This window comes from Bacillus tequilensis, assembly GCF_012225885.1.
Classification (GTDB): Bacteria; Bacillota; Bacilli; order Bacillales; family Bacillaceae; genus Bacillus; species Bacillus tequilensis.
The window spans coordinates 3,727,984-3,741,166 of record NZ_CP048852.1; the positions used below are offsets into that span (position 1 = coordinate 3,727,984).

Here is a 13,183-nt window from a genome sequence, read left to right on the forward strand (position 1 = left end):
CGCCAACGAATAAAGGACACAGCGATCCTACTCGTTTACACAAATTTTAGGTCTTGCCTGCTTTACCAGTCACAATCCCGCTTATTTAGATTTAAGAATACGCTTTCATCATAAATCATGACAGCGCTTTCGTCAACGGTTTTTTAGTTAATAAGTTTGATAAAACACGCAGACAAAAATTCGTAAATGGGAGCCGTCAGAAACTTAATTCCCGTTACGCTCGGAAATCTGACCGCCGGAATCGTAATGATGGGCTGGTTGTATCCCGATCAATAAAAAAACTTCCAGAGATCACTCCCTGCAAGTCAAAGCGGTTATTCCGAGAGATCTTGAAGACGCTGGACATGCAGCGTGATATAGCCGGCCTCGGACTCCGGCAAATGTAATTGATATTCATTTTTCAAAAACTCCGCCAGCTCCAGCGCACATTGATAGGCAAATGAATACTTTTTTTGGATGAAATAAAGCATCTCCTCGTCCATATGATGGAGCGCTTCATTTGATTCCAACCGGCTGACCGCGTATCGCAAATGCGTGACAAGGCGTTGATAGGAAATGCTATTTTCATCCACCTTTCGATTAAAGTATTGTTCTATCTTTTCTATCATTTCTTTGATCATGGTCGTATGCTTCAGCGCTGAATACATGCTCTCCGCATCCATCTTCGCCGTATGGACATGAAGGGCAATATAACCCGCTTCATCTTCAGGCAGAGACACGCCCAATGTCTCTTTTACGTGTCCGATCGCCCACAAGCCGATCTCAAATTCTTTTTTATAGAGCGCCTTTATCTCGTGCAGCAATTTATTCTGGACAAGCAGCCCATTTTGAATCCTTTCGATCGCAAAGGACAAATGGTCAGAAAGCGCGATATGAATGTGGTCGCTCAGCGGCGCCGCGAGCTCCCCTTCCGCATAGCTGATGATATCTTCAGCTATTTCAATATGCTCCTCCGGCAGCATTTGCAGAATCTGTTTGAACTTTTCATTCTCGCCGTGCACGACAAAGATCTTTTCCACTTTATTTATAGGGATGAGATCATTTTTCTTTTTTTGAAAAGCGATTCCCGGACCCATTACGATTTTTTCCTGATCATCCTCTTTTATTAAAGCCGCATTGTTGTTTAGTACTTTATAGATTTTCAAGAGGCTATCTCTCCCGCCAATTTGCTTTTGACTGGGATTTTACCTCCTTTTGATCGCCATGTAAAGATGCGGGCCAGCTCTCTCCTGCTTTGGCGATTCCTTGAAGGCTTGCAGACACCTTCTTTTATAAAGCGCGGCGGCTTTCGCTTTCTGCTTTTCTTCCTCATTCACAGCCATCCGCCATTCATAAAACGAAGCAAGCCCCGCGGCCTGCCCCGCCGCTTTTCTTTGATATGTACGCTGAGCTGTATAAATCGCAGCAGCCGCAGTTTTTCTGTCAGGCGTCACCCAATTCATCAAAAAGACCATCCACACCCGTAAAGTTACAAGCAAACGTTTCATAGAAAAACATCCCTCCGCTTCTTTTTGGCAGGCAGCCTTTTTAGCAGCCCGTTTTCTCAGCCGAGCCTGCGGGAAAAGACGGCCGATTTCTTTTCTCGCAAACTAGCGGCTCTAGCAAAACTCATGACTCTATGATAGACCGTGGAAAGAGAATTCTTTGTCACAATATGAGTGAAAAAACGAACTAGTTTTTAGAAGTTTTGTTGAAAGCTGAAAGAAATGAAATGAAAATTGGAGAACCGCTTTAAAAAATTTATACACAAGTTATCCCAAAGATAAGAACAGCTTAATCACAATAGATATCCACATGTCCACAATCTCTATCTATATTTTGTATAGGAACATATATTCCCAACTATATATATACACAGATTTATTCACTTATGCACAGGGTTCTGTGTATAACTCCTTCCTTATACACAAACAAAATCCCATAAATGATCCAATTGACACAAGGGTTTTTTTGAATTTTCAAGAAATATATACTAGATCTTTCATATTTTTTCTAAACAAAAGGGGGAAACACATTGAAACATGGAATCATTCGCTTTCTGCTTCTAAGTTTTGTTTTATTTTTTGCGTTATCCACAGGTATAACAGGTGTACAAGCAGCTCCGGTTTCTTCAAAATCGTCGGCTGGCCTGGAAAAAGCCGAGGTATTCGGTGATATCGACATGACAACAAGCAAAAAAACAACCGTTATTGTGGAATTAAAAGAAAAATCCTTGGCAGAGGCGAAGGAAGCGGGAGAAAGCCAAACGAAAAGCAAGCTGAAAACCGCTCGCACTAAAGTAAAAAACAAAGCCGTCAAAGCGGTGAAAAACGGAAAAGTGAACCGGGAATATGAGCAAGTGTTCTCAGGCTTTTCTATGAAGCTCCCAGCTAATGAGATTCCAAAACTTCTTGCGGTAAAAGACGTAAAAGCTGTATACCCGAACGTCACCTATAAAACAGACAATGTAAAGGATAAAGATGTCACCATTTCTGAAGACGCCGTATCTCCGCAAATGGATGATAGCGCGCCTTATATCGGAGCAAACGACGCATGGGATTTAGGCTACACAGGAAAAGGCGTCAAGGTGGCGATTATTGATACTGGTGTTGAATATCATCACCCGGACTTAAAGAAAAACTTCGGACAATATAAAGGATACGATTTTGTAGACAATGATTACGACCCGAAAGAAACCCCAACTGGCGATCCGAGAGGTGCAGCAACTGACCACGGCACACACGTAGCCGGAACGGTTGCTGCAAATGGAACGATTAAAGGCGTAGCGCCAGATGCCACGCTTCTTGCTTACCGCGTACTGGGCCCCGGCGGAAGCGGCACAACGGAAAACGTCATTGCCGGCGTGGAACGCGCTGTACAGGACGGAGCAGATGTGATGAACCTGTCTCTCGGAAACTCTTTAAACAACCCGGACTGGGCGACGAGCACAGCGCTTGACTGGGCCATGTCAGAAGGCGTTGTCGCGGTAACGTCAAACGGCAACAGCGGCCCGAACGGCTGGACAGTCGGATCGCCAGGCACATCAAGAGAAGCGATTTCTGTCGGTGCGACTCAGCTGCCGCTCAACGAATACGCCGTCACTTTCGGCGCTTACTCTTCCGCAAAAGTAATGGGGTATAACAAAGAGGACGATGTCAAAGCGCTCAATAACAAGAATGTTGAGCTTGTTGAAGCCGGACTTGGCGAAGCAAAGGACTTTGAAGGAAAAAATCTGACAGGCAAAGTCGCCGTTGTCAAACGGGGCAGCATTGCGTTTGTGGATAAAGCCGAGAATGCTAAAAAAGCCGGCGCCATCGGCATGGTTGTGTATAACAACCTCTCTGGGGAAATTGAAGCCAATGTGCCTGGCATGTCTGTGCCAACGATTAAGCTTTCATTAGAAGACGGCGAAAAACTCATCAGCTCCATAAAAGCCGGCGAGACAAAAACAACATTCGGTTTAACAGTCTCAAAAGCGCTCGGTGAGCAAGTGGCTGATTTCTCATCCCGCGGACCTGTTATGGATACGTGGATGATCAAGCCTGATATTTCCGCGCCAGGCGTCAATATCGTCAGCACGATTCCGACACACGATCCTCAAAACCCATATGGCTACGGATCAAAACAAGGAACGAGCATGGCATCTCCTCATATTGCCGGAGCGGTAGCCGTTATTAAACAAGCCAAACCAAAATGGAGCGTTGAACAGATCAAAGCCGCCATCATGAATACCGCTGTCGCCTTAAAAGATGGAGACGGAGAAGTGTACCCGCATAACGCCCAAGGTGCGGGCAGCGCGAGAATCATGAACGCGATCAAAGCTGACTCCCTCGTCTCGCCTGGAAGCTATTCCTACGGCACATTCTTGAAGGAAAACGGAAACGATACGAAAAAAGAAACGTTTACGATTGAAAACCAATCTTCCATTAGAAAGTCATACACACTTGAATACACATATAACGGCAGCGGCATCTCCACATCCGGCACAGGCCGTGTTGTGATACCGGCACATCAAACCGGAAAAGCCACTGCAAAAGTAAAGGTCAATACAAAGAAAACAAAAGCCGGTACCTATGAAGGAACGGTTATCGTCAGAGAAGGCGGAAAAGTCGTCGCCAAGGTACCTACATTGCTGATCGTCAAAGAGCCGGACTATCCGAGAGTCACATCCCTCTCCGTCAGCGAAGGATCTGTACAAGGCACCTATCAAATTGAAACCTACCTTCCTGCGGGAGCGGAAGAGCTGGCATTCCTCATCTATGACAGCAATCTTGATTTTGCAGGCCAAGCCGGCATTTATAAGAATCAAGATAAGGGCTATCGGTACTTTGACTGGGACGGCACGATCAATGGCGGAACCAAGCTTCAGCCCGGTGAATATTACTTGCTCGCCTATGCCGCGAACAAAGGAAAATCAAGCCAGGTGCTGACTGAAGAGCCTTTTACCGTTGAATAAGAAAAATCCCTGCCGAATCGGCAGGGATTTTTGTATTAATTCGCAAATGCCTCCTGCAGCAAGCGGTAAGATTGGAGCTTATCTTCAAAATGATGCGTAATGGTCACCGCCATGATTTCTTCTGTTCCATACGCCTTACTCAAAGCTAACAGCTGATCCTTAACCTGTTCTTTCGTGCCGACAATCATTCGATTTCGATTATCAGCAATTCGTCTCTGTTCATACGGGGAGTATGTATTGTCCCGAACAGCTTCGAACGAAGGAACGCCTTCTAAAGGTATGCCCTGCTCTCCTGCCAATAGCGTAAAATCTAGCACGGCAGCCAGCTCCTCTGCCTTCTCCTCCGTGTCGGCGCAAAGAACAAAAACAGCGACTGCCGCGCGAGGCTTGTCTCCTAACACAGACGGTTTGAATCGTCTCTTATACTGTCTGACCGTATCCTCTCCGCCCTCTCCATTGATAAAGTGGGCGAACATATAGCCAGCGCCTGAATCAGCGGCAAGCAGCGCGCTTTCTCCAGATGATCCGAGCAGCCACACATCCGGCGCGGTTGAAATATGCGGCGCGGCGCTCAGATTCGGAAAACGGTGTTTGTCATCCGCCAAATCATGCAAATACATGGTCAGCTCCTTGATTTGCTTCGGATACTGATCGGCATTGCGCTTTCCGCCGTCATTCAGCGCCCATGACGCAATCGGCATTCCCCCTGGTGCTCTGCCAAGCCCCAGATCAATTCTTCCTGGTGTCAGCCCCTCCAGCACACGGAAATTTTCAGCTACTTTATAAGCACTGTAATGCGGCAGCATGACTCCCCCTGATCCAACACGAATTCGCTTCGTTTTCGCTGCGATATGACTGATCAGCACCTCTGGGCTTGACCCTGCCAGCCGCTTTGAGAAGTGATGCTCAGACACCCAAAATCTCTTATATCCTAGCTCCTCAGCAGTTTGCGCAAGTGCAACGGTTTGCTGTAAGGCCGTTTCTGCACTGCTGCCCTCTGATACAGGAGATTGATCTAATATACTTAATGAAATCATCCCTACCACCTCCTCCTCATCGTATCACTGATCCCTTATTTTTTCTCCAAAGCCGCTCACACTGCTTTCAGTTTCTCCCGATCATTCGCCATTTATTTGTGACAGCCTGTCTCTATTTGTCGGAATATGTTACACGTGAAACATAAAAACCTCTCCGTTTCGGAGAGGTTTTCTTTAGTTTTTATTAAAGCCTTTTTCTTTCACATAGTCATTTAAATACGTACGCGGCTTTTGCTTCATAAAGTTCAGAATTTGTTCTGACCACGTTTCTTCCCGCTTTCCGTTTGTTCTTTCTCTATAATAATCAGAAATGGTTTGGTCATACGCATTCATCGTTTCACGGAAATCGTCTGCGTTCCCATTATACGTATTCTCATGATAGACAGCCTGTTTTGGCAATCTCGGCTTTTTACCGGATAGGTTCGCTGGATGTCCTACTGCCAGACCGAAAAGCGGAAGAACATGGTCAGGCGTTTGCAGTACCTCTGTCACCTTGTCCAGCTCGTTCCGAATGCCGCCGATATAGCAAATGCCAAGCCCCATAGATTCAGCCGCAATGCTCATATTTTGCGCTGCCAGCGCCGCATCAATCAGGCCGACCATAAACATTTCCGTATTTTCAAGCAGCTCAGAAATGTTTACGCCTTTTTCCTCAGCCAATTTTTGATGGCGGTGTAAGTCCGCACAAAATACAAAAAAGTGTCCGTTGTTCTCAACGTAAGGCTGATTTCCGGCAAGCACAGACAGCTCACGTTTTTTTTCAGGATCGGAAACCCCGATAATCGAATATGCCTGCACGTAGCTGGATGTTGACGCAGCCTGCGCACTTTTCACTAATATATCAATTTCATCAGCAGTCAAAAGCTGATCAGTAAAAGATCGGATCGACCGATGATTTAAAATGGTTTCAATTGTGTTATTCATCACAAAAACCTCCTTATCTCTTTTATCATATCCGAAAAAAACAAAACTCAAAAGCGAAATGCTCTGCACACACAAAAAGACAGCCTCTGTAAAGGCTGTCTGCGTATTAAGAATTAAAGAGATAACTTCTGTATTTCGTCAGCTGCACACTCGCATTATACACAATGCCAAAGCCGATCAGCGTGGAAAGTGTCGAGCTTCCCCCGTAACTCACAAACAGCAACGGAATCCCGGTAACAGGCATAATGCCGATGTTCATTCCGATATTCTGGAATGTGTGAATCACGATTAACGCTGTGTAGCCCACGCAAAAGAAAGAAGCGAACCGGTTAAACGGATGTATTTTGTCAATCAGAACGACAAGCCTGTAAATTAAGAAGAAGAACATGATGACGACAAAGGCACAGCCTATAAATCCAAAGGATTCACCTATTATAGAAAAGATGAAGTCAGTCGTGCTTTCTGGAACATAAACCTTTAAATGAGAAATGCCATTTCCTAAAATGCCACCAGATCCTATAGCCATAATAGCTTGATCAACTTGCCACCCGCTATCGTCATTCTGTGGTTCATTTGAATTAGAAACCCAAGAAGTAACCCTCTTAATTTGATAATCTTGTATTCCCACCGATTTAGCAGCGTCAGGAAAGTTTATCATTATTAATAAAATTAATGATATGAGTAAGATACCTGAGCCTGCAATGATTGTGATCAATTTCCAATTAATCCCTGACATAAAAACCATTACAAGCACGATAAACATACATATTCCCGCGGTCCCAGCGTCTTGCATCAGAATAAGACCAACAGGAACAGCTGCGACACCCGCAATCTTTAATAAAAGGTAAATATCATCTCTAAGCGTCCGTACGCCTTTAGGATTGGCTTTTCCGATGACTGATGCTAGCATCATGATTAAACCAACCTTCATGAACTCTGACGGCTGTATGGTTATAGACCCAAACCTAAACCAACTTTTTGCTCCTTTAATGACAGGTGCAATAGACTCAGGACTGATTTTCAGGATAATCAAAGATAAAATACCGAGGATAAAAATATACAAACTTAATTTTTCAAGCTGTTCTAAATCAAAGTACAAAAGCACTGTGATGGTAATAGCGCCCAAAAGATAAAACACAAGTTGCTGTATCCAATCTTTGCTCCCATACTGTCCAAATTGACCAGCAGCATAAATTGATACTACACTTATAATAAAAAACACACCAAATATAAAAATCAAATCCCCCTGGTAAAAGGGGCTTTGCTGCTTATTATATCGACCCATTCTATCCCGCCTTACATTTTCATCGGAAAATCACTAATGTTTATTATACATGAACCTCGATCAAGATGACACGTGAAGCTCGTTTCCTTTTATGTTTTTTGCGCATTTGCAGCACTTTTTCAGCTACACGAAATATGACGTATCATAAACCGAAATGTTTCGATTGACACAAAACTTTTCAAATAAGAAAAAACCCATTATAAACGGTAACGGGATAAAAAATAAGAAAAAACAGTAAAGCTTCCGTGTATACACATTCTCCTATCAAAAAAATCTTTAAAAATAAGGCGTTAGGTCCAGACCATTTCCGCAAAAACGTGTATCAATTTCTGGAAAACATGGTATAATAATTGTAACAGAATGTTCAAAAAACAAACACAAAACAGACACAACTCAGTTCCTCTATTTCATTTTTGTAAACGTTATCATAAAATGAAAGGAGACGGGTATGATGGACATGTTTTTTGCTTATTTATTGGTTGCCAGCGCAACGCCTCTCTTTATTTGGCTTGATAACAAAAAAGTCGCACTCTCAGCTATTCCGCCAATCATCTTAATGTGGGTATTCTTCTTCTTTTACGCAACAGAAAGCCTTTCTCCACTAGGACACACTCTCATGATTATCTTGTTTGCCGTTAACGTTATTGTCGCTCATATCGCCGCGTTTATCATTTATGGCCTTCCGCTTCTCCGCAAAAAGAGAAGCAGCTGAAGACAGCAAAAAACCCTCTTCATTTGAAGAGGGTTTTTTGTATTATTCGTTGTGGCCTGAGTGCTCTGAGTGTTCAGCGCCTCCAGGAGGATTTCCGTCCATATGGTCACCATGATTATAGTGAGCCGCGAAAATCCAGACGGATCCAAGTACGATAACGATCGCACCGAAGAATCCGAACAGCGTGTTTCCGACTTGGATCGTGCCGTTTTCGCTCTCTCTCATGTGCATGAACATGAGAAGCTGAAGCGCCGCCTGAATGAAGGCGAAGCCAAAGATAATCCAAAGTTTTGCTGATGGGCTCAATTCAGTGTACACTGCAACCCATAGAGCCAGCAGGGTCAAAACGATAGACAGTGCAAAACCTACAACGTGCTTCCATGGAAAGTGACTGTGTTCAGCAGATTTGTTTGCCATTTTACAGACCCCCCAATCCCATGAGATAGACACCTGTAAAGATGAAAATCCATACAACATCTAAGAAGTGCCAGTATAAGCTTGAGATAAAGATTTTAGATGAAGTTTGCGGAGTTAAGCCGCGTTTCTTCAACTGAATCAGAATTCCTGTAATCCAGAAAATACCGATTGTTACGTGAGTTCCGTGAGTTCCAAGTAAAACAAAGAATCCAGACCAGAACGCACTTGTGCTGAGAGCCGCTCCTTCATGCACATAGTGAGCAAACTCGTTGATCTCGCATCCGACGAAGCCGGCACCGAGAAGAAGAGTGATAATTGTCCAAATGACTACGCCTTTTAAACTTCCGCGGCGCATTTCATGAACAGCGATCCCGCAGGTAAAGCTGCTGATAAGCAGCAAGAACGTCATAATCATTACCAGATTGACTTCAAATAGTTCGTCTGGCAAGACACCTCCAGCTGTTCTGTTTTTAAGAACGAAGAAGGTTGCAAATAGTGTTGAGAACAACACAATTTCTGCCCCTAAAAAGATCCAAAACCCGAGAATATTAAGTCTGCCGGTTTCAGATTGATATTCCATAGGCGCGTTAGAATTGCCGTGTTCTGCATGTTCCATAACTCACGCCTCCTTATTCGGAAATCTTTCTTTCCGTCTCTTTTATTTCATCAACACTAACGTAGTAGCCGTTGTCGTATTCGAATGAACGCAGAACCATACAGAGCAGGACTCCGATCAATCCGACTACGCCCATCCAGTACCATTCAAAGACAAGTCCAAAGCCGGCGAAACCGAAGGCAACAGACATAAAGAACGGTCTGCCTGAGTTGCTTGGCATATGAATTTTCTTGAATTTGCTTTCAGGGTATAATTCAGTTTTTTCTTCTTTCATATGCAGGAATGCATCTTGAGATTTGACTTCAGGAAGCACCGCAAAGTTGTAATGCGGCGGAATCGCAGAAGAAGTCGCCCAATCAAGCGTGCGTCCCACACCCCATGAATCTCCGCTGATTTCACGAGTAGAGTAACGGAAGCTGTAGTAGATGTTATAGCAAAGGATTAAGAATCCTACACCCATCATGAAAGCTCCGACAGTTGAGATAAAGTTCAATGTTGTCCAGCCGTCATTCGGTCCGTATGTGTAAATACGGCGAGGCATGCCTTGCAGCCCCAAGAAATATTGAGGGAAGAAACATACATTGAAACCGATCATAAAGATCCAGAAGAACCATTTTCCAATTTTTTCGTTCAGCTTGTGGCCGAACATTTTTGGATACCAGAAAATAAATCCGGCGAAACAAGCAAATACAGTACCCGCGATCAGCACATAGTGGAAGTGAGATACAAGGAAGTACGTATTATGGTATTGATAATCCGCTGCTGCCATCGCAAGCATAACCCCTGTAACCCCGCCGATAACGAAGTTAGGAATGAACGCAAGCGCCCACAGCATTGGCGTTGTAAAGCTGATTCGGCCTTTATACATTGTAAAGAGCCAGTTAAAGATTTTAACCCCGGTCGGGATTGAAATTGCCATTGTCGTAATTGAGAAGAATGAGTTAACGGACGCACTGTTCCCCATTGTGAAGAAGTGGTGAGTCCAAACTAAGAAACTCAATACGGAGATGGCGATAATAGAACCAACCATCGCTTTGTAGCCAAACAATTGTTTTCTTGCAAAGCTTGAGATGATCTCTGAGAAAATACCGAACGCCGGAAGAATAACGATATATACTTCAGGATGTCCCCAAATCCAGAACAAGTTCGCCCAAAGCATCGGCATACCGCCTGCTTCCAGTGTGAAAAAGTGAGCGCCAAACAAACGATCAAATGATAAAAGTGCTAAAGCCACTGTAAGTACAGGGAACGCAAACACGATAATAACCATTGTGATCAGTGTTGTCCATGTGAACATTGGCATACGCATTAATGTCATGCCTTTTGTTCTCATTTTTAAAATTGTTACCATAAAGTTGATCCCTGTCATCAGGGTACCGATACCGGCTATCTGAAGTCCGAGGAGGTAGTAGTTCTCACCCGGCCCAGGGCTCATGTCGTTACTTGCAAGCGGCATGTAACTCGTCCAGCCTGCGTTCGGAGAACCTCCGATAACGAAAGAAATATTGAAAAGCATCGCCCCTACGAAGAACGTCCAGAAGCTCAGGTTGTTCAAGTAAGGGAACGCAACGTCACGTGCACCGATTTGAAGAGGTACAACAACGTTGATAAGACCGATTAAGAACGGCATCGCCATGAAGATGATCATGATCGTACCGTGAGTTGTAAAAATTTCATTATAGTGATTTGAGTCTAAAAAACTGTTATTCGGAAGCGCTAGCTGGGCACGCATCATCAGACCGTCGACACCGCCGCGGAATAACATAATTACAGCAGATATAATATACATGATTCCGAGTTTTTTATGGTCAACGGTAGTTATCCATTCAGACCAGAGCCATTTCCACTTCTTGAAGTAAGTCAGTACTACAATGATGGCAATGGTTGAAAGCGCAATGGAAACTTGTGCGCCCAGAATTAATGGGTCACCAGTTACGAAAAATTCGTCCCATTTCATTTTCATGCGGGCTTCCTCCTTTCCTGATCAATATCATTCTTCTGTATCATCAGACTTCTTAAATTCATTTTTCTTTACGTTTTCAAACGGATCTGTTTTAGAGTGCGGAGAAACGGCTTGATAGCCAAGGCGTTTGCGCGCCTCCATCGCATACTCAGCGTCTTGTCCGTGATCAACGTATTTTAAGTGAGTAGAAGAGAACGTTAATTCGTCCACATTTTCAGGAAGCATCAATTCATCATACTTCTCTTTTGTCAGCTTAGGAGACTCTTTCTGAGTCTTTTTCACCCAGCTGTTAAAGTCTTTTGCTGTGACTGCATTCACATCAAACTCTTGGTCTGCAAAATGTTCACCTGTGAAGTTCGCGTTGCGTCCTTCGTAAGTTCCCACTTTATCAGCCTGTAAGTATTGATCCATCAGCATTCCTGCCATCGCGTATTTTTGTCCTCCAAGCTGAGGAATCCATAGCGAAGCCATTGAATCTGCAGATGAGATTTTGAACAAGATCGGGCGGTCGACAGGAATGTTTAAGTAGTTGACCGTTTCAATATCTTGCTCAGGGTAGCTGAATACCCATTTCCAGTCTACCGAAGTAGCATAAACAACAAGCGGCTCTTTGTCCTTTGTTGCTTCAGGAGCTTTTTCTAATGAATATATCGTCTGTACGGTTGGCACAGAAAGTGCGATGACGATTAAAATTGGGATCACTGTCCAGACTACTTCTAAAAACGTGTTACCGTGAATTTCTGGGTTATAAGATCCATTATCTTTGCCTTTACGGTCGCGGTATTTTACTAAAATAATGGTAAATAGAACAAAGACGACCCCGACGATAAACAGCATAAATCCGATAGATAACAGGATTAAATCACTTTGCTGTTCAGCTACAGGTCCTTTCGGATCTAGTACTGAAGCATTGCTGCATCCCCCTAGGACGAAAACCACAGTTAACAGCGCTAATACAAGCAACGGTTTTAATGCTCTGAACAAGAAGATCACCATCCTTCCTATTGATGTAATAAATCTGAAGTGCATACTTCCTCAAAATCTTTTCTCTACTTTGTTATGCTATCAAAAAGTTCACATATTAGCTTTATTTTTTTCTAAACTTCATCCCTTTTTCGCTAAAATGTCATAAAATCGACAAAAATTGCTCCAACTTTATTCACATCTATCGCTTAAGATGAAAAGTTTCTAGATATTTCCGCATATAAGTAAAGAAAGATAGTGAAGAACTAGTTCTGACAAATAAAGGTTTACCACAATAAAAAACTTAGGTCAATCAAAAATTTCATTTTGTTAAACTTTCTAGAGAGGAATTATTTTTTCCTTGTCTAGCATCTTTTCACACGGTTACCATTTTAACGCAACTATTTTTTTAAAAAAAGGCTTAATAAAGCGGCAATGTGCTCTGAACTGCTCCTGTTTTTCAGGAGAGCATTCAATTGTTTATCTTATACAAAAATGAGGAAAGATATAAGCAAATAAATATAAAATAGGATGTGTTGCATAATGAGTTTCATTATTTCACTTATCGTTGCTATTATTATTGGATGGCTTGGAAGCCTGTTTGTTAAAGGCGATATGCCCGGCGGAATTATTGGGTCTATGATCGCAGGTCTTATTGGTGCATGGATCGGTCACGGGCTGCTGGGAACTTGGGGGCCGCACCTTGGGGGATTTGCCATTATTCCAGCGGTGATCGGGGCAGCGATTGTTGTATTTTTAGTAAGCCTGTTAACCAGAAAAAGAGGATAAGAATGACAGAGCCCGAAGCGTATCGCTTTGGGCGTTTGTTTT

12 protein-coding genes and 1 pseudogene are annotated in these 13,183 nt (G+C 43.4%); 4 read left to right on the forward strand and 9 right to left on the reverse strand.

Annotated features, from left to right (window positions below; translation table 11 throughout):
* Positions 1-186: 186 nt before the first annotated feature.
* Positions 187-276, forward strand: a pseudogene (locus tag G4P54_RS19635) (formate/nitrite transporter family protein); the annotation flags it as partial.
* Between the two features lie 38 nt (positions 277-314).
* Here the strand turns inward: G4P54_RS19635 and sacT are convergent.
* The gene (sacT, locus tag G4P54_RS19640) at positions 315-1,145 is read right to left on the reverse strand and encodes a sac operon transcriptional antiterminator SacT (protein WP_167873601.1); all 831 of its coding nucleotides are present in this window, start codon (positions 1,143-1,145) and stop codon (positions 315-317) included.
* Between the two features lie 39 nt (positions 1,146-1,184).
* Positions 1,185-1,487, reverse strand: coding sequence for a hypothetical protein (locus G4P54_RS19645; protein WP_167873602.1), 303 nt, complete (start codon positions 1,485-1,487; stop codon positions 1,185-1,187).
* A gap of 527 nt (positions 1,488-2,014) precedes the next feature.
* On the opposite strand from G4P54_RS19645, the gene vpr reads away from it, so the two are divergent.
* Positions 2,015-4,435, forward strand: coding sequence for a serine protease Vpr (vpr, locus tag G4P54_RS19650; protein ID WP_167873603.1), 2,421 nt, complete (start codon positions 2,015-2,017; stop codon positions 4,433-4,435).
* 35 nt (positions 4,436-4,470) lie between these two features.
* Here the strand turns inward: vpr and G4P54_RS19655 are convergent, their stop codons facing one another.
* The 3 genes from G4P54_RS19655 to G4P54_RS19665 all read right to left on the reverse strand — a co-directional run bounded on the left by G4P54_RS19655 (position 4,471) and on the right by G4P54_RS19665 (position 7,681).
* Entirely contained in the window at positions 4,471-5,472 is a 1,002-nt protein-coding gene (locus tag G4P54_RS19655) for an LLM class flavin-dependent oxidoreductase (RefSeq protein ID WP_024713137.1), read from the reverse strand.
* A gap of 174 nt (positions 5,473-5,646) precedes the next feature.
* A complete protein-coding gene (nfsA, locus tag G4P54_RS19660; protein ID WP_167873604.1) occupies positions 5,647-6,396 on the reverse strand; it encodes an oxygen-insensitive NADPH nitroreductase in 750 nt (249 codons plus the stop codon).
* 106 nt (positions 6,397-6,502) lie between these two features.
* A complete protein-coding gene (locus G4P54_RS19665) occupies positions 6,503-7,681 on the reverse strand; it encodes an FtsW/RodA/SpoVE family cell cycle protein (RefSeq protein WP_167873605.1) in 1,179 nt (392 codons plus the stop codon).
* A gap of 448 nt (positions 7,682-8,129) precedes the next feature.
* Here G4P54_RS19665 and ywcE point away from each other — a divergent pair, with 448 nt between their 5' ends.
* Entirely contained in the window at positions 8,130-8,393 is a 264-nt protein-coding gene (ywcE, locus tag G4P54_RS19670) for a spore morphogenesis/germination protein YwcE (RefSeq protein ID WP_167873606.1), read from the forward strand.
* Positions 8,394-8,435: 42 nt separating this feature from the next.
* Here ywcE and qoxD read toward each other — a convergent pair whose 3' ends face one another.
* The 4 genes from qoxD to qoxA are packed head-to-tail and all read right to left on the reverse strand — an operon-like array spanning position 8,436 to position 12,382.
* Positions 8,436-8,810, reverse strand: a complete 375-nt coding sequence (qoxD, locus tag G4P54_RS19675; RefSeq protein WP_024713141.1) for a cytochrome aa3 quinol oxidase subunit IV — start codon at positions 8,808-8,810, stop codon at positions 8,436-8,438.
* A 1-nt stretch (position 8,811) separates the two neighbouring features.
* Positions 8,812-9,426: a cytochrome aa3 quinol oxidase subunit III gene (gene qoxC / locus G4P54_RS19680; protein ID WP_024713142.1), complete on the reverse strand. Its 615-nt coding sequence runs from the start codon at positions 9,424-9,426 to the stop codon at positions 8,812-8,814.
* A 13-nt stretch (positions 9,427-9,439) separates the two neighbouring features.
* Positions 9,440-11,389, reverse strand: coding sequence for a cytochrome aa3 quinol oxidase subunit I (gene qoxB, locus G4P54_RS19685; RefSeq protein ID WP_024713143.1), 1,950 nt, complete (start codon positions 11,387-11,389; stop codon positions 9,440-9,442).
* A 27-nt stretch (positions 11,390-11,416) separates the two neighbouring features.
* The gene (gene qoxA, locus G4P54_RS19690; RefSeq protein WP_167873925.1) at positions 11,417-12,382 is read right to left on the reverse strand and encodes a cytochrome aa3 quinol oxidase subunit II; all 966 of its coding nucleotides are present in this window, start codon (positions 12,380-12,382) and stop codon (positions 11,417-11,419) included.
* Between the two features lie 513 nt (positions 12,383-12,895).
* Here qoxA and G4P54_RS19695 point away from each other — a divergent pair.
* The gene (locus G4P54_RS19695) at positions 12,896-13,141 is read left to right on the forward strand and encodes a GlsB/YeaQ/YmgE family stress response membrane protein (protein WP_024713145.1); all 246 of its coding nucleotides are present in this window, start codon (positions 12,896-12,898) and stop codon (positions 13,139-13,141) included.
* Positions 13,142-13,183: the final 42 nt, after the last annotated feature.